The organism is Bacillus sp. FSL P4-0334 (assembly GCF_038004825.1).
GTDB lineage: Bacteria > Bacillota > Bacilli > Bacillales > Bacillaceae > Bacillus > Bacillus velezensis.
The window spans coordinates 428,035-445,918 of the sequence record NZ_JBBORX010000001.1; the positions used below are offsets into that span (position 1 = coordinate 428,035).

The 17,884-nt window shown below is 45.7% G+C and carries 12 protein-coding genes; 4 read left to right on the forward strand and 8 right to left on the reverse strand.

What is annotated here, in order from left to right:
- Window positions 1-25 precede the first annotated feature (25 nt).
- From uvrA to NSQ37_RS02230, 3 genes are all read right to left on the reverse strand, one after another.
- Window positions 26-2,899 (reverse strand): excinuclease ABC subunit UvrA, encoded by a 2,874-nt coding sequence (gene uvrA / locus NSQ37_RS02220; protein WP_020954334.1) that lies wholly within the window; start codon window positions 2,897-2,899, stop codon window positions 26-28.
- Between the two features lie 7 nt (window positions 2,900-2,906).
- The gene (gene uvrB, locus NSQ37_RS02225) at window positions 2,907-4,892 is read right to left on the reverse strand and encodes an excinuclease ABC subunit UvrB (RefSeq protein ID WP_341123158.1); all 1,986 of its coding nucleotides are present in this window, start codon (window positions 4,890-4,892) and stop codon (window positions 2,907-2,909) included.
- A gap of 175 nt (window positions 4,893-5,067) precedes the next feature.
- Window positions 5,068-5,304 carry a CsbA family protein gene (locus NSQ37_RS02230; protein ID WP_003151438.1) on the reverse strand — a complete coding sequence of 79 codons (237 nt, stop codon included), beginning with the start codon at window positions 5,302-5,304 and terminating at the stop codon, window positions 5,068-5,070.
- Between the two features lie 301 nt (window positions 5,305-5,605).
- Between NSQ37_RS02230 and NSQ37_RS02235 the strand changes: the two genes are divergently transcribed.
- The 3 genes from NSQ37_RS02235 to NSQ37_RS02245 all read left to right on the forward strand — a co-directional run bounded on the left by NSQ37_RS02235 (window position 5,606) and on the right by NSQ37_RS02245 (window position 10,115).
- Window positions 5,606-8,110 carry a PEP/pyruvate-binding domain-containing protein gene (locus tag NSQ37_RS02235; RefSeq protein ID WP_337681158.1) on the forward strand — a complete coding sequence of 835 codons (2,505 nt, stop codon included), beginning with the start codon at window positions 5,606-5,608 and terminating at the stop codon, window positions 8,108-8,110.
- A 71-nt stretch (window positions 8,111-8,181) separates the two neighbouring features.
- Window positions 8,182-8,805, forward strand: coding sequence for a TetR/AcrR family transcriptional regulator (locus tag NSQ37_RS02240; RefSeq protein WP_015240677.1), 624 nt, complete (start codon window positions 8,182-8,184; stop codon window positions 8,803-8,805).
- Window positions 8,778-10,115: an MFS transporter gene (locus NSQ37_RS02245; protein ID WP_341123159.1), complete on the forward strand. Its 1,338-nt coding sequence runs from the start codon at window positions 8,778-8,780 to the stop codon at window positions 10,113-10,115. The genes NSQ37_RS02240 and NSQ37_RS02245 overlap by 28 nt, the downstream gene beginning before the upstream one ends.
- A gap of 699 nt (window positions 10,116-10,814) precedes the next feature.
- Here the strand turns inward: NSQ37_RS02245 and NSQ37_RS02250 are convergent.
- The 5 genes from NSQ37_RS02250 to ctpB all read right to left on the reverse strand — a co-directional run bounded on the left by NSQ37_RS02250 (window position 10,815) and on the right by ctpB (window position 16,247).
- Window positions 10,815-11,501 carry a thioesterase II family protein gene (locus NSQ37_RS02250; RefSeq protein WP_341123160.1) on the reverse strand — a complete coding sequence of 229 codons (687 nt, stop codon included), beginning with the start codon at window positions 11,499-11,501 and terminating at the stop codon, window positions 10,815-10,817.
- A 50-nt stretch (window positions 11,502-11,551) separates the two neighbouring features.
- Window positions 11,552-12,619 (reverse strand): DUF3810 domain-containing protein, encoded by a 1,068-nt coding sequence (locus tag NSQ37_RS02255; RefSeq protein WP_327943406.1) that lies wholly within the window; start codon window positions 12,617-12,619, stop codon window positions 11,552-11,554.
- Between the two features lie 278 nt (window positions 12,620-12,897).
- On the reverse strand, window positions 12,898-14,088 hold the full coding sequence (locus NSQ37_RS02260; protein WP_007407459.1) for a S1C family serine protease: 1,191 nt from the start codon (window positions 14,086-14,088) through the stop codon (window positions 12,898-12,900).
- 74 nt (window positions 14,089-14,162) lie between these two features.
- Window positions 14,163-14,516, reverse strand: coding sequence for a swarming motility protein SwrAA (swrA, locus tag NSQ37_RS02265; protein ID WP_012118562.1), 354 nt, complete (start codon window positions 14,514-14,516; stop codon window positions 14,163-14,165).
- Between the two features lie 372 nt (window positions 14,517-14,888).
- Complete coding sequence (ctpB, locus tag NSQ37_RS02270; protein ID WP_371833989.1) at window positions 14,889-16,247, reverse strand: carboxy-terminal processing protease CtpB; 1,359 nt, start codon at window positions 16,245-16,247, stop codon at window positions 14,889-14,891.
- Window positions 16,248-16,456: 209 nt separating this feature from the next.
- Here ctpB and NSQ37_RS02275 point away from each other — a divergent pair, with 209 nt between their 5' ends.
- The gene (locus NSQ37_RS02275) at window positions 16,457-17,863 is read left to right on the forward strand and encodes a right-handed parallel beta-helix repeat-containing protein (protein WP_341123163.1); all 1,407 of its coding nucleotides are present in this window, start codon (window positions 16,457-16,459) and stop codon (window positions 17,861-17,863) included.
- The last annotated feature ends 21 nt before the right edge of the window (window positions 17,864-17,884 follow it).

The window sequence follows — 17,884 nt, forward strand, 5'->3', positions numbered from 1 at the left end:
GTTTTGGGCTGTTTTTATTGATCTATTATGTGGCTGCCGTTTCTTTTTCAGCCAGCAATGTTTTCATCCGTTTTTTATCACGTTCCATTACCGGTTTCAGATAGCGGCCCGTATATGATTCTTTCACTTCGACAACTTCTTCAGGCGTCCCGGAGGCTACGATCGTGCCGCCGCCCGCTCCGCCTTCAGGTCCCAGGTCTACGATGTAGTCCGCCGTTTTAATGATGTCGAGATTGTGTTCAATGACCAAAACGGTATCACCGTTATCGACGAGTCTTTGAAGCACAACCAAAAGCCTTGCGATATCATCAACGTGGAGGCCTGTCGTCGGTTCGTCCAGAATATACAGCGTCCGGCCGGTGGATCGCTTATGCAGTTCGGAAGCGAGCTTAACGCGCTGCGCTTCTCCGCCTGACAGCGTCGTCGCCGGCTGGCCGAGCGTCACATACCCGAGTCCGACATCGGCAAGCGTTTGAAGCTTGCGTTTGATTTTCGGGATATTTTCAAAGAAAGACAGAGCATCTTCCACCGTCATATCCAGAACGTCAGAAATGCTTTTTCCTTTGTATGTGACCTCCAGCGTCTCCCGGTTGTAACGTTTGCCGTGGCACACTTCACACGGGACGTACACGTCAGGAAGGAAATGCATCTCAATTTTGATGATGCCGTCGCCGCGGCAGGCCTCACAGCGCCCGCCTTTTACATTAAAACTGAACCGGCCTTTTTTATAGCCGCGCACCTTTGCTTCATTTGTCTGCGCGAATACATCGCGGATATCATCAAACACGCCCGTATAAGTTGCCGGGTTTGATCTCGGTGTCCGGCCGATCGGCGCCTGGTCGATGTCGATCACCTTATCAAGGTGGTCGAGGCCTTTGATTTCTTTATGGCTTCCCGGTTTCGCTTTGGCTTTATGAAGCTTTTGCGCAAGCGCCTTATGCAGAATTTCATTCACAAGCGTGCTTTTTCCGGAACCGGACACACCTGTCACCGCCGTAAAAGTGCCGAGCGGGAATTTGGCGTTCGCTTTTTTCAGGTTGTTTTCTGAAGCGCCTTTGATTTCAATGAACCGGCCGTCAGGCTTTCTTCTCTCCGGAGGCATCGGGATGAATTGAGCCCCTGACAAATAGCGTCCGGTCAGAGAGTCCGCATCATTCATCACTTCTTCTGGCGTCCCCGCCGATATGACGCGGCCGCCGTGAATGCCGGCGCCCGGACCGATATCTATCAAATAATCGGCAGCCATCATCGTATCCTCATCATGCTCCACGACAATCAGTGTGTTGCCGAGATCCCTCATGTTTTTCAGCGCGCTGATCAGACGGTCATTGTCACGCTGGTGAAGGCCGATGGACGGCTCATCAAGAATGTACAGGACGCCTGACAAACGGGAGCCGATCTGCGTCGCAAGCCTGATGCGCTGGGCTTCTCCGCCTGACAGCGTGCCCGCCGCCCGGCTCAGCGTCAGATAATCAAGACCCACTTTATCTAAGAAGCTGAGCCGCTCTACAATCTCTCTTAAAATTAAATCGGCAATCTGCATATCTTTCTCAGACAGCGTCAGGTTTTTGAAAAATTCAAGCGCGTCGCCGACAGAAAGCTCCGTAATGGTTCCGATATGGCGCCCGTTGACCAAAACGGCAAGCGCTTCTTTCTTCAGCCGGTAGCCTTTGCACGTCGGGCACGATTTCTGTGACATGTACTGCTCCATCTGTTCACGGATATAATCGGAGCTTGTCTCTTTATACCGTCTCTCAATATTACGCAGCACACCTTCAAATTCAATTTCATTTTCGCGCACTTGTCCGAAATCATTCTCGTATTTAAAGTAAATCCGTTCATTGCCGCTGCCGTACAGCACTTTATCAAGCTGATGCTTCGGCAGGTCTTTGACCGGAGTCTCCATATCAATGCCGTAATGGCGGCAGACCGCCTGAAGCAGCTGCGGATAATATTGTGAACTGATCGGCGTCCACGGCGCGATGGCGTGTTCCTTTAATGACAGCTCGGGATTGGGGATGACGAGCTCAGGGTCCACTTCCAGCTTCAAACCGAGACCGTCGCAAGTCGGACAGGCGCCGAACGGGCTGTTAAACGAAAACAGCCGGGGTTCAAGCTCTCCGATAGAAAAACCGCACAGCGGACAGGCGTGATGCTCGCTGAACATCAGCTCCTCCTGACCGATGACATCTATCATGACACGGCCTTCCCCTAAGCGGAGCGCGGTTTCCAGCGAGTCGGAAAGCCGGGCGGCAACCCCTTCCTTGACAACGATCCGGTCAATGACTACTTCAATGGAATGCTTTTTGTTTTTTTCAAGTTCAATATCGTCGGAAAGCTCGGCCATTTCTCCGTCAATCCGCACCCTTACGTAACCTTGCTTTCTGATTTGGTCAAGCACTTTGACATGGGCGCCTTTTCTGCCTGAGATGATCGGCGCAAGCACTTGAAGCTTCGTCCGCTCCGGATATTCAAGAATCCGGTCAACCATCTGTTCAATCGTTTGCGACGTAATTTCAATGCCGTGCTCCGGGCAGTGCGGTTTCCCGACTCTCGCGTACAGCAGCCGGAGATAATCATAAATCTCCGTTACCGTTCCGACGGTTGACCGCGGATTGCGGCTTGTCGTTTTCTGGTCAATGCTGATCGCCGGAGAAAGCCCTTCGATCGCATCAACGTCCGGCTTATCCATCTGCCCTAAAAATTGGCGCGCATAGGCAGAAAGCGATTCAACATACCGCCTCTGTCCTTCCGCGTAAATGGTGTCAAAGGCAAGGGATGATTTTCCCGATCCGGACAGCCCCGTCACGACGACGAGCTGATCCCGCGGAATCGTTACATCAATGTTTTTTAAATTGTGCGCCCTTGCGCCTTTCACCTCGATCCGGTCAATTGCCATGTGTTCATCATCCTTCCGCTTTAAGCTCTAACAGTAAATCACGAAACTCTGCCGCCCGCTCGAAATCAAGCGCTCTGGCCGCTTCTTTCATTTCGTGCTCCATTTGCTCAACGACTTTCTGGCGTTCTTTCTTCGTCATCTTCGCCAGTTTAGGCGCGGCTTTTGTTTTATATTCTTCTTTATCCTCAGCGGCCTGCGTCGCGCGGATCACATCGCGGATTTCCTTATTGATCGTTTGCGGCGTAATGCCGTGAATTTCGTTAAAGCGCTCCTGCTGTTCCCGGCGGCGCTTCGTTTCATTAATCGCGATTTCCATCGAATTCGTGATTTTATCGGCATACATGATGACGCGGCCTTCCGCGTTTCGTGCCGCCCGTCCGATCGTCTGAATCAGCGAACGTTCAGAACGGAGGAAGCCTTCTTTATCCGCATCGAGAATGGCGACAAGTGACACTTCCGGAATATCAAGCCCTTCCCTCAGCAGGTTGATGCCGATTAACACATCATGTTTTCCGAGGCGGAGATCACGGATGATTTCAATCCGTTCAAGCGTCTTAATCTCGGAATGCAGATAATTGACCTTGATACCGATTTCCTTGAGATAATCGGTCAGATCCTCTGACATTTTTTTCGTTAAAGTCGTCACGAGAACGCGTTCATTCCGTTCTATCCTCGCCTGAATCTCACCGATCAGATCATCAATCTGTCCTTCGATCGGCCGGACGTCAATGAGGGGATCGAGGAGTCCCGTCGGTCTGATGATCTGCTCGATCATTTCCGGCGTATGCTCAATTTCATACGGTCCCGGAGTCGCCGACACGTACACGATATTGTGCATGTGTTTCTCAAATTCCTCGAAACGGAGCGGACGGTTGTCAAGCGCTGACGGCAGGCGGAACCCGTGATCGACAAGCACCTGTTTTCTCGCCTGGTCACCGTTGAACATGCCGCGCACCTGCGGAATCGTCACATGTGATTCATCAACGACAATCATAAAATCGTCCGGAAAATAATCAAGCAGCGTATATGGCGTAGAGCCCGGCGGACGGAGTGTCAAATGTCTTGAATAGTTCTCGATCCCTGAGCAAAAACCCATTTCCCGCATCATTTCAAGATCGTATCTCGTCCGCTGCTCAAGCCGCTGCGCTTCAAGGAGCTTGCCGTTTTCGTGCATCACTTTCAAGCGCTCCTCAAGCTCCTGTTCAATATTCAGAATCGCTTTTTCCATCTTTTCCGCCCGGGTGACGAAGTGGGAAGCCGGGAAAATCGCGACATGGTCACGGTCGCCGAGAATTTCTCCTGTCAAAGCGTCGACCTCTCTGATCCGCTCAATTTCATCTCCGAAAAATTCCACTCTGATACAATGTTCGTCACGGGAAGCCGGGAAGATTTCCACAACGTCTCCGCGCACGCGGAACGTCCCGCGCTGAAAGTCGATATCATTGCGGGCATACTGGATATCCACAAGCTTTCTCAGCAGCTCGTTCCGCTCAATCTCCATTTCCGGTCTGAGCGACACAACCATCTCCCGGTATTCTTCAGGCGAACCGAGACCGTATATGCATGACACACTTGCGATAATAATGACATCTCTCCGTTCAAACAGAGAGGATGTCGCGGAGTGTCTCAGTTTATCAATTTCATCATTAATGCTTGCGTCTTTCTCTATAAAAGTATCCGTTTGAGGCACGTACGCCTCCGGCTGATAGTAATCGTAATAGCTGACAAAATATTCGACAGCGTTGTTCGGGAAAAACTCCTTAAACTCGCTGTACAGCTGTCCGGCAAGGGTTTTGTTATGGGCAATGACCAGTGTCGGTTTATTCACTTCTTTAATCAGATTGGACACGGTAAAGGTTTTGCCCGTCCCTGTCGCACCCAGGAGAGTCTGGTGTTTTCTGCCTTCCTGTATGCCTTTGACAAGCTTCTCAATCGCTTGCGGCTGATCTCCCTGGGGCTGATATTTCGAGACTAACTCAAAACGATCTTTCACAAAAAAGCCTCCGTTTCTTTACGAAATCTTCCTATTGATATAGTAACACAATGACGGGCAAAATCACTAAAAATACGAACTAAAGTTCGATGGTTTATTTTTACCAAGTCAATTTTTGTATAAAAAACCTGCTTTTATGGCGTAAAAGCAGGCATTCTATTTCATATTCACCATGTCAGGCATTGTCTTTCTTTTTGTCTGCTTCTTTTTTGGCCATGTACAGCCCTCCGGCCACCAGCGATACGACATCCAATCCAACGATAAAATACGTTTCGGTGTAACCCTTTAAATAGGATGCGAAAAGCAGTGCGGCTGTGAGAGCGATCGCCACATAGTGGTTAAACGTGACGCGCGTAAAAAGGACGACCAGCATAAAAGGGAAACATAATGCAAAAACGGCTTTTGTAATCACAAAAACCCTCCTCGGGAATTCTTCATCTCATCTGATTATAGTAAAAAATGAAGAATCGGACAATCGTTCCCCTGCTATCACAATACCCTTTTTCAGCAGTCTTCAATCATCTGTCAAAAAAAATGTGAATATAAATCCATTGAACCATTAACCAGATGAACCGAATTACCTTTCTTCAGCCGAAAGGATGAGAAGGTTTAGGTCTTTGTATCTTTGACAGTTTCTTCCTCCCTCTTTACAATGTAATGATAGTGTTTACTATCATTTTTCTTGGATGAAGAAAAAAAGGGGGTCATGCCGCATGTATTCAGTGCGATTTCAAAAAGCGGAAGAATCGAGCCGCTCTGCAGGAGCAAAAGGAATGAACCTGATTAAACTGACGAAAAACGGGCTGCCCGTTCCCGGCGGTTTTATCATTCAGACGAATGCCCTGACACGTTTTATGGAAGACAACGGGCTTCAAGCAGATCAGGAACAGATGGAGCGCGCCATTATGAACGGCACGTTTTCAAAAGAGCTTCGGGAGGAACTGACCGCGTCGTTTTATGAATTGAGAGAATCATACGCCTCTGTCGCCGTACGTTCCTCCTCCGCGTCCGAAGATCTTGAAGGGGCTTCTTTCGCAGGCCAGTACGAAACCTATTTAAATATCAAAACAGAAGAAGAGTTTCTCGGAAAAGTGAAAGAATGCTGGGCTTCCTTCTTCTCGGCGCGGGTCAGCGGCTATAAAGAGAAAATGAACAATGACACCGCAGAACCGTTAATGGGCGTTGTCGTGCAAGGGCTGATCAATTCCGAGGTTTCAGGAGTCATTTTCAGCCGCAACCCCGTCACACACGATGACGGAGAACTGATGATCAGCGCGAGCTACGGTCTCGGAGAAGCAATCGTCTCCGGCAGCGTGACGCCCGACACATTTATCGTCAATAAAGACACATTTCAGATTGAAAAAGAAATCGGCTTAAAAGAAATGTATATCGTTTCTAAAGACGAAGGCGTGACGGAAAAAGAGACGACCGCTGACATGAGAAGCCGCTTCTGCCTTGATGACGAGAGCATCAAAGAGCTTGCCATGCTGACGATAAAGACGGAAGAACTGTACGGTTATCCCGTGGATCTTGAATTCGGATTTGCCGAAAATAAGCTGTATCTGCTTCAGGCCAGGCCGATTACAACGATCGTGCAGGATCAGAAAGCGGCAGACGAAGAACGGGAATTTATCATGACGCCCCGGGATCAGAAAGATTTTTGGCTCAATATGGAGGCCAATATAGAAGGCCCCGTCAGCCCGTTATTCGCCTCACTCATTGTGCCGGCTTTGGAATACGGCCTCAAAGAGAGCACGAAGGCATTCCCTGTAATGGGCATCGAAATCGAGCGTGTCAAACTTCATCAGGGCCGTGTTTTTTCCAGACAGCATAAGACGGACGACAAGCTGCCTGCAGAACAGTTAGAAGCGCTTTTCCCCGTTTTGGCTGACCGTATGTACGATATTATTCAGGAAACCTTTCTGCCTTTTTATCAAAAGCTGGACGAACTGGCGCATACAGACCATCATACGCCGGAGACTGCCCTTGATGCGTTCCGAAACCTGCAAGACTTCTATTTAAAAGGATACGCAGAACATTTCAATATTATCTTTCCGCAGGTTGCGTTAAACATGATGCTGGAATCTATGTACGGACAGGTTGAGAAAGAAAACACCTCCCTTCTGTACGAAATGCTGGCTGGCGTCATGAATAAGTCATTGGAGACCGACAGACAGCTCTGGCTGCTTTCCGGACAAGTAAAAGACAGCCCTGAGCTGCAGCGCGTCTTTACGGTTTCTCATGCCGATGAGCTGCATCAGACGCTTCTGCAATCAAATGAGGGAAAACGCTTTCTCGAACAAGTCGGTGAATTTTTACAGGAATACGGCTGGAGATCTGTGAAAAGTCATGATCTCATTGAAGAAACTTGGGCGGAAAACCCTTATTTCGCTTTGGCCAACATTCAGAACTATGTCCGGAACGGATACGATTTTGACAGTGAGTTTCATAAAACGATAGAAAAACGAAAACAGCTCTACGCCGACTTTATGGATAGAATTGAAGATGACGGCTTCCGGGAGACGTTTGACCGCTATTATCAGTGGACATTGTCTTCATCCGTCATCAAAGATGATCACCATTTTTATATTGATGCGATGCTGGACGCCAAAGCGCGCCTTTGCCTTCTGAAAATCGGCGAGCTGCTTCAAAAACAAGGCGTAATCGATGATCGGGAGGATATGTGGTACTTATACAGCGATGAAGTCGAGAAAGCACTCGTGTCGCCGGTTCCGATGCAGGAAAAAGCCGCTGAACGAAAACAGCTCTTCCAGCAATATCAATTGCTTGAAGCCCCCGCTTATCTCGGGACTCCGACTTCGGAACAGCTGAAAACGGCTGAACAGATTACCGGCTCCATCACAGAAGATGAAAAAAACACTGAACATCAAATTTACGGACTTGCGGCGTCAAGCGGAATCGCAAGCGGCCCGGTGAAAGTCATTCGTGACGCAAGTGAATTTTCCCGTTTTTCAACAGGAGACGTGCTTGTCTGCAAAATGACGACACCGCTGTGGACCAGTCTGTTCCAGGATGCAAAGGCCGTCATTACGGACACGGGCGGCATCCTGTCACATGCGGCGATCATCGCGAGGGAATACGGGCTCCCGGCCGTTCTCGGCACACGTGCCGCGACTGACAGGCTCAACGACGGAGATATCGTCACGGTGGACGGGACAAACGGCAAGATTACGATTGTCAAACGCGCTTCATGCTAGGTTTCCCTCTTTATTGACGGGCAGGGCGGGTGTATACTTGTCCTGCCAGTATTTACGCGAGGTGAAACATGTTGAGAACGACGAACAAGAGAATTATTGACGCCGCGATGAATTTGATCATCCAAAAAGGATACCGCGCAGCGACAACAAAAGAAATCGCAGAAAAAGCAAAAGTAAGCGAAGCAACGATTTTCCGTAATTTTAAAAACAAACAAGGATTAATGAAAGCCATGATTGAACAGCAGACGCCGGTTCCGGAAAGCATGATCACTAAGGCGGAAGGCGATCTGTATGAGGATCTTCTTCATTTCGCGGCGACCCTTCTTCAGCAATTGGAACAAAAAAAAGAAGTGTTCCGCATCTGCCTGCGCGAACCGGAACTGTTCGAAGACGTCCTGCAGGATATTGTCGTATATCCGCAATCCGTGAAAAAGCATTTAATCGTTTACTTTAAGGAGCTGACAAAGAAAAATATGATAAGCCCCGGCAGTGAAGAAGCTAATGCAGACGTCTTTATGACGATGATTTTCGGTTATTTTATACACCGGCTGCAGCTGGGGAAAAGAGTCATTACTCTCTCTGAGGAAACGATGCTGAAACACAGCACTGAGATTTTCATGAAAGGCATTACCGGCCGGTCATTTTCCGGCTCCAAGGAGGATGAAGGATGGGTTCAAAGAAAGAATGGGCGCTGATCGTTTCGCTTTTGCTGGGAGCCATACTCGTTCCTATCAATTCTACGATGATCGCAGTCGCCCTTTCATCCATTTCCCGCTCATTCAGCGAATCAATTGCCAGCATCACATGGGTAGTGACCGTGTATTTAATCGTGATGGCCGTGACACAGCCCATTGCCGGCAAACTCGGTGATATGTACGGAAACAAAAAAATGTATTTATGGGGCGTCGGCCTTTTTCTCATCGCATCATTGGGGTGCGCCCTCTCGCCAAGTCTTTTCTTATTGATTTTCTTCCGGGCGCTTCAGGCTGCCGGCGGCGCTTTGCTTACGCCAAACAGCATCGCCATCATCCGCCATGTCGTGTCTGAAAAACGGCTTCCGAAAGTATTCGGCTTTTTCGGCCTCGGTGCCGGGCTTGGCGCGGCTCTCGGTCCGTTTATCGGCTCTCTTTTAATTGAGAGCTTCAGCTGGCATTCGATCTTTTGGGTCAACATTCCGTTTCTTGCAATCGCACTTGTGACGGCATTAGTGATGTTTCCTAAATATAAAGAAGAAACGTCTGACGCTCCGCTTGATATCATCGGGTCCGTTTTGCTTGCCGGAAGCATTGTATCTATTATTCTTCTGACGAAAAATGAAAGCTCTTTGGGCTATTGGGTGTACGCACTGCTCATTCTCGTATTTGTTCCGCTATTTTTCAGGCGGGAGCTGCGCACGAAACATCCGATTATTGATTTTGACCTGTTTAAAAACACGACCTTTACGAGCGCCAATCTGTCGGTTCTGTTAAGCAATTTAATGATGTACGCCGTGTTATTGATTATGCCGCTCTTTATGACCGGCCACTTCAGCATGAACACGTCGCACAGCGGCATGGCGCTGTCAGTCTTTTCTGTTTTCATGTCCGCCAGCAACTGGGGCGGAGCTCAGCTGCATCAGAAATGGGGCGCGCGAAGAATGATTTTTCTGTCCTTCGGGCTGATGGCCGTAGCCAATCTCTTATTTTTGCTTTTGGTTTATTCCCATTCCGTTCCGTTTCTTATGGCATCGCTTATAGTCGGAGGCATCGCGTTAGGTGCGGGGCTGACGAGCATGCAGGTATCTTCTCTTGCGACGGTAGAACCGGGCATGTCCGGCATCGCATCCGGGATTTTCTCCACCTTCCGTTATTTCGGAAGCATTATTTCTTCAGCACTGATCGGTTTAATCTCCGGGTTTCATATTCTGTTTATCATATTGATCGGAGTTTCTGTGATCGGCTTGTTCGTATCGCTTGGAATTAAATCCGGCGAAACCGTTGATACGAAAAAAAGCCATTCGGCGTAAACAAAAAAGGTTCCGTGAGCACCCGCTTTCCGGAACCTTTTCTAGTTTTCCTTCTTCATTTTCTCTCTCAAAGTGTCACCGCACTCCCCGCGGCATAGAGTATCGCAACGCCGTTTGCTCTATGAGAATCTTTTTATTTAAAAGAGAAAAGGGAAATGTAAATCGCTAAGAGCTCAGATCAAGTTCGGCCGCTTGCGCCGTAATCCGGCCGTAAAAAAAGCCCGGCCGCTGTGTTGTTAGCGGCACCGGGCTTTTTATATGTGATTTTTCATAATTAATAAAACTGAAAGCTTATTATTTCCAATGTTTTTTCTTAATTTTTTTCATAATTCTCCTTACTAAAACCTACCTAAAACAATTATTGAATATTACTTTTATAATTAAGCAAAATTAAGTAACAATCATTGAAGGATTCTCAGACTGATAAAATTTATTTTAAATATAATATTTCAAAACACATTGATCCTCCTTCTAAAGTTGAGTCGCGTCACTTTAGTAGAATCATACCGTGGCTTCCCTTGTCAAAAGGCACAGTTCTTTTTTACACCACTACTTGAGACTTTAACGTTTCTCTCATTTGAATTAATTCAAAATAGAATTAATGGGGGAGATTACCCCCGTATTTCCAGGCGATCCAGGTGGGTGGCCTGGTAAATATTTTGAGTCTCTGTATCTTTAACAATAGTATTTACAATATCATTAGGATACCGATTCAAAAAAAAAATGTTCTCCTTTAAACTTATGAAATTTCACGTTTCCTTCAACAACTTCACTCCATTTATGCATTTCATTGATATGAGTCGAAAAATCGCTATCCGCATAAAAAACGCTTACTCCACAACTTATTTTTTCTGCTTTGGGCTGAAACTTATAATTGTCCAAAATTATAAAATCTGCTCGCAAAATCGGAAGAAACATATCCATAATCTCTTTTGTATAAAACTCCTCTGGTATTCCCCCATATTGTTCCACCTTTGTCAAGAAAGTTTCATTAGTCATATTTTCAATGTCTTCTCTCTTTTCAAAAATATGTGGAGCATCTCGCCCAGAAAAAAACAGATGCCTTGGTTCCTTAGTTCCCATTTGCTTAAGTTTATAATATATCTCATAAGTCAATAAGGCTCCCATGCTGTGTCCAAATATAACATATTCATCGTCATATTCTAATTGTTCACTTATTCTTTTGGCGATATCTTCACTTGCTTCACCAACAGACTGGTAACAAGGCTCTGTGAATCGAGTTCCTCTTCCAGCCAATTCACATATACACAATTCATATCTATCCGGCAGTAGTTTTTTCCATTCATAATATGCATTTACCGACGCTCCAGCATATGGAATAGGAAATACTTTTATTTTATTTATTTCACTCACTCCTATGTTCAACTTGAGCCCACTATCATTACTATATAAACCTATAAGTATTCAAGATACATTTAATTGTGCTTCTCTATCTCTCGCTGCTCTGCCAGCAACAAATTCACCATATCACTATAGCTATTCAAACCGTCTGTCTGATTATTTGCCTTCAGATATACATCATTTACATTTCTTGAAATACTTGAAATAACACCCTCATACTTATCCCGGTACTGCTCATTTTGTTCTATATCATGCCGCACCGCTTTGGACAGACTGGACATTATATCAGACGCCTTATCTGGATCCACTTTCTTTAGCTCAGATATAGAATAATCAAATGCCAGAAATAAACCACTGTATAGTATCATTGGATCATCCTGCTGCTTACATGCCAGATAAGCTATAAAATTAGCCTCATCCTCATGCATGAAACCACTCTGATGTGCCAATTCATGCGCCATAGTAGCAGGCACCAAAAAAACTGGCACATTAACATTGATATTGGATTCATAAGTAAAAGGGACAAAAATACCATGTATCCCTGCATGCGACATTAGTTTTGACATCACCACTGGTTTTGGTGTTGAATATGAATGCTCCAAAACAGGATATTTCTTTGATAACATTTGCATCGAGAACACTGCGTGTTGTGCATAATAATCAAAAACCTCTGGTACATGAGCCAAAAGATCAGTATCCGCTAACTTTCCCCTTGCCAATTCCATTTCAACGGCAAGCGACTTACTCAATTTAACCAGTTCTTCCTTGCTGTAGTTCTCTTCTTTATATTCGGTATGAGACAAAAAAGAATATCTGTGATAGTTTATTCCACCCAAAATAGTATAACAAAAATATATCACGCTACAGATCGTAACGATTCCTAGAGCACCACGATAAACTACCATCCTACGTACACCTTTACTCATGATAACCTTGCGCACATAATAAACGATATAAAATAGAAAAAGTAACACAACCAACACGACGAGCCATTCACTAACAGAAAACTTGACCCAAGAAGGTACAAATCCTACTATTTTTGACAATAACGGATATACAGACCTACTGTATTTTTCCGCCCAATCCTGATGGTTCTGCGCGTATTTTGTCAGTATGTAAGCTATAACTCCAAGTGAAATCAATGGTAATCTCTTAAGTAAAAGCTTTTTTATAATGTACTCCCCCTATCCAACATAACCATTATAATCAGTTATTCTTAATATATATCCTGCTAAAGATTCATCTTCTAAAGGTTTTGGAGTTAGCAATAACCTTTCCAATAAGCCATACCTCTCCTTCATTTATTTTTTTATTATTTCAAAATAAAACAGCTAAGAAAATATAATTTTCTTAGCTGTTTTATTTTGAAATCTAGTTTAGGAGTTCTTGAAACTATTCCGAATAATTATGAAAAATCACATTATAATGCTGTCATTTCTTCGTGCTCGTGTTCATCCTGCACGAATAAAATACCTAATTCATGATGTTCGCCTTCATAGGACGCGCGCTGATCAAACCGGATCTCACCGTTCAGGCCGATGATCTCCATTTTTACAAATGCGCGGTTTTTTTGAAGTGCTTCATAAAAATCCGACACATGCTTCACGGGGATGCCGTTTACTTTCGTAATAATCTCACCGATCTTCAGCTCAAGATCGTCCGCGGGTGTATTCGGAATGATGCCGAGCACCATTAAGCCCTGATCCCGCTTAGAGAAATAAAACGGAGCCGCGTTATCGTTCAGCCGCTGTCTTAATGATAAAAACAGGCGTCCGAGCACCGCAATACAAGCGGCAGCTCCGGCAAGCGGAGTCCACCAAAGGGCCGCTGCCCCGAATGCGGTCACGATAACCCCGAGAATCATGACACGTTTCGCCGTTATCCTTATGCTGACTTCCGGAAGTGACCCCTGCACACGCTGTCCGAAGCCGGCGATATAAGGAATCCAGATCAAATGGAAAGAGCCGCCCGGCACGGTAAAGACAGGCCACCAAGAAAGGTGTGACTCAAGCCCGCTGCCCGGCACCAATAAGAAAAGCGGAAGCAGCCATGCGCGATTCGCCAATTGTCGGCCGATGGGCAGTCCTCTGCTGCTGACGACAAGCGCCGGAGATGTTTTCAGATGCGCTGAACGGCAGGCAGCCGCTCCCTCCGTGATAATCAAAAGGCCCATAAACACGGCCGCCGATGCCCAATTCACGCCGAATGCCTGCGGAAACCGATCCGCAAACGGCACTGTGTGGGTATACTGAAGGAGAAACGCAATGAACATGCCGGCGCTGACAATATAAGCTGATGACAGCCAATTCATACGGAACGTCAGCGAAGCTAAAGCCGTCACGGCCGCGATTATGCCGAGAAGACCGAATGGAATCGAAATTCCCAGTCCAAAAAATAATATGGAGAGAAGAATACCCGGTATAAGTCCTTTTATGTATGTAAAGATAAGCTCGTCATACATATCCGCGATTTTTGTATGAAACGTATGGCGTTCACGTTTGATCCGCAAATATCCGCATGCGAGACTTATGATGATAAAAAACCAGAACATCGGGTGCAAAAAAAACAGACCGATACTTTTCAGAAGTTCAATTCCCCATTGAACAGACATTGCTTTCACCGCCTCAAGCCAAACATTTTAATTCTATTCTACCAAATAATCATTGGCTTGAATATCTCAAACGTCTATCTCTCTTCCGTCATCCACAACGTCACATTTGAGAGAGAGAAATCTTTCAGATAGTGGTCGACTTCCACCTCGATTACGCCGCTGATCAGAAGCATGGACCGTTTAATATCCGTCAGATTGATTCCTAAACGTTTATGGTTTTTCATTAAGTAGGTGAAATAATGCTTCGCACACTCCTCATTGATATCGTGAACACATTCAACATTTGTGTAATTGACCAGGTATCTGCTGAACAGCATAAGAAGACTTAGTGCTTTTGTTGATGAAAATGTAACGTCTTTTGTTCGGTCTTTTAGTTGTTCCACTAATTCATAATATTTTTTTTCACGCACAATACTTGCCCTCTTCAATTGTGAACCCCCATTTTTTTATCCAGATAAGCACGGGTGATTACAGCTGCCGTGCTGAAGCGCCGCAAACACTTCTGCTTTCGATACTGAAATGCAGCTGCCAAACTAAAACTGTTCTCTATTAGAACCTTCTTTTATTGTAAGAACTAAAACTGACTGAGGCAACTTTCAAAAGTTTCATTTTGAATACATATTAACTCGGCATAAAGTCTCTCTTCTCTATAAATATCGGGTAATGTTTGTCCTTTATAAATGTTTAAATGTGAAAATTTTTTTAATATCTTGTCAAAACCGACATTATTATATGTCTTTTAGTTCATTTTTAGGGTATGACAAAAGAAACAGGAGACGAAAAAAACGCCTCCTTTTCATTTATTTTACAAATAATGATTTTAACGCCATTTGCAGCTGTAAATCATTTTTTTCGTCAGATTTCTGTTCATTCATCAGCTGATTCATTTTTTCCGCTGTCTTTTTATCAATGACCGCTGTTTTATCAAGCTTGTACCGGTCTTGAAACGCCAGAACGGCTTTTTTCATTGTTTTGCTGAAATAGCCGTCTGCTCTGCCCGGGTCGAAGCCTAGGCCTTTCAGCAGGATTTGGGCGTGTTTGACATCCGCGCTGTTCATATCAGGCTGAAGCGGCTGTTTCAGCTGAAGCGGTCCCGCCGCAAAATAATCCGGCTGGCTCACAGCGATTGTCGGAGCAATGCCTTTTTTGTGGATCCAATTGCCTTTCGGTGTCAGCCATTTGTAAAGCGTCAATTTAATGTTGCTCCCGTCTCCCATAGGCACGGCCTGCTGAACCGTTCCTTTACCGAAAGAAGTGTCACCGACAACGTCATAATGTCCCGCTTCTTTTAACGCACCCGCAAGAATTTCTGAAGCGGAGGCGCTTCCTTTATCCGTGATGACATTGACGGGATACGGCTTCTTATGTTTTAAGGTTGAGAAATATTGTTTTTTATCGCCGTTACGCTCCGCAATTTGGATATACGGCATGTCTTTTGTGATGAAATGCTTTAAAATTTGTTCGACGCTTTGAAGGTAGCCGCCAGGATTCCCTCTTACATCAAGGACGAGACCGTCAATCCCTTGTTTTTCAAGCTTTTTCAGCGCCGCGGCGAAGTCCTGGGCGGTATGCTCGGAAAATGTCGATATGCCGATGTAGCCGACATGATGACCGCCTGATTCTTTGCGGGAAGCAAATACGGTTTCAAGCGGGATTTCCGCTCTTTTAATCCGGAATGACAGCTGTTTATCAGTACCCGGACGCTGTATTTTAATAGAAACCTTCGATCCTTTTTTTCCTCTGATTTTCAGCACGGCTTCGTTTAAACCTTTCCCGTTCATTGACTCGCCGTTTATGCTGATGATTTCATCATTCGGCTTGAGTCCCGCTTTTTCCGCCGGAGATTGCTTAAACGGTGATACGATAATGATTTTATTGTCCTCCATACCGACTTCAGCGCCGATCCCTTCGAAAGAAGAATCAAGAGAATCGGAAAACTGCTTAGCGGTCTGCTTGTCCATATAAACGGAATAAGGGTCGTTTAATGTAGACAGCATCCCCTGAATCGCTCCTTCAAGAAGCTTTTCTTTATCTACATTTTCCACGTATTCGTTCGAGATCAGCTCATATGCTTTTTCGATTTTTTCCATTGCCCGGCTTCTTTCTGCGTCTGATGAATTCGGCTGTACTGCCCCGGCAATATGAGCTCCGCCGCACATGATGCTGACGGCCGCTATCACTGCGATCATTTTCTGCTTCATCGTTTACCTCCTCTTAGTCCTTTTACGAAAATCTGGAGATAGTATGTGTAAATTGCAAAGAATTCATGTAACGGCAACAAAAAAATGAAAACGCGAGATTGTTACATATATATGGGTAACGTATAATATTTTGTATGCAATTCATTAAATATACAGGAGAATGCGATATGAAAATAAAATTATCGATTTTATCCGCGGCGATTCTGGCCGCAGGAATTACCGCCTTTGTCTGGCCAAAAACAGAGGCCAATGAAAAAACGCAGACGGACGCCTTGTATGTTTCCCCCGCAGGCAGCGACCAAAATGAAGGAACGTTAGAAAAGCCGTTCCGCACATTAAAACATGCGGCTGAAAAGGCAGAGGCCGGGACAACCGTATTGATTCGGGGAGGGACGTACGATGAAACGTTTGAAGTAAAGCACAGCGGCACGGCCGAAAAGCCGATTACATTTCGGAACTATCAGAATGAGCATGTCTCAATCAGCGGCAAATCTGCGCCAAAAAGCGATTCTGAAACTCCGTTAATTCAAATCCGCAATAAACAGTACATTACCATTCACGGCGTTACGCTTGAGAATCTCTCCGTATCATCAGAAGATGCGACGGCCATGGGGATCTGCGTCACCGGATCAAGCAGTCATATCAACATTGACGGCAACCATATCCGAAACATTAAAACCACGGCTGATGAGGGAAATGCACACGGCATCGCGTTTTACGGCACAGACGCCATGAAGGATATCAGCATCACAAATAATACGGTTGAAAAACTGACGCTCGGCGCAAGCGAAGCGGTCGTGCTGAACGGGAATGTTGACGGATTTAAGATTGCCGGCAATACCATTCGGGACAATAACAATATCGGGGTTGACGTGATCGGATACGAAGGAACGTCCAAGCAAAACGACTATGCGCGAAACGGCGTCATTGAAAACAATACGGTGAGCCATAACTCTTCTTACGGAAATCCCGCTTACGGAGATGAATATTCAGCGGGCGGTATTTACGTTGACGGCGCAGAACATGTGGACATTAAGAAGAACACCGTTTACAACAATGACCTCGGCATTGAAGCCACTTCCGAACATAGAGGGAAATACGCACGAGATATCCGGATTACGGATAACAAGGTGTACGGCAATGCTTACACCGGTATTTCAATCGGAGGCTATGACACGAAACGCGGCGGCACCATCAATTCGGTGATCGCTCATAACATTATGTATCGAAATGACACGAAGGACCTTGACGGCGGCCAGCTGCTGCTGCAGTACGGCACAAAAGGGAACACGATCGAAAAAAACATCATGACGGCAAGCGGTTCACGGATTTTTATCGCAAATGATTATACGAAAAACGAAGGCAATACCGTTAATCATAACGTCTATCACAAAGAAGCGGGAAAAGACGGCATTTGGAATTGGAAGAACAGAGAATATGATTCATTCACAGCGTACCAAAAAGGAACGGCAAACGATTCGGATTCCATTTATGCGGACCCGCTGTACCGTGACGAATCGTCTTATGACTTTACATTAAAGCCCGGATCACCGGCCCTTCCCGTCATTCAGTAACGAAACCATTAAAAAAAGCCA

Bases quoted from the DNA above. Each gene is read 5' to 3' on its own strand.
- uvrA (WP_020954334.1), bottom strand. From the start codon at position 2,899: ATGGCAATTGACCGGATCGAGGTGAAAGGCGCAAGGGCGCACAATTTA.
- NSQ37_RS02235 (WP_337681158.1), top strand. From the start codon at position 5,606: ATGTATTCAGTGCGATTTCAAAAAGCGGAAGAATCGAGCCGCTCTGCA.
- NSQ37_RS02245 (WP_341123159.1), top strand. From the start codon at position 8,778: ATGGGTTCAAAGAAAGAATGGGCGCTGATCGTTTCGCTTTTGCTGGGA.
- NSQ37_RS02260 (WP_007407459.1), bottom strand. From the start codon at position 14,088: ATGTCTGTTCAATGGGGAATTGAACTTCTGAAAAGTATCGGTCTGTTT.
- ctpB (WP_371833989.1), bottom strand. From the start codon at position 16,247: ATGTGCGGCGGAGCTCATATTGCCGGGGCAGTACAGCCGAATTCATCA.
- NSQ37_RS02275 (WP_341123163.1), top strand. From the start codon at position 16,457: ATGAAAATAAAATTATCGATTTTATCCGCGGCGATTCTGGCCGCAGGA.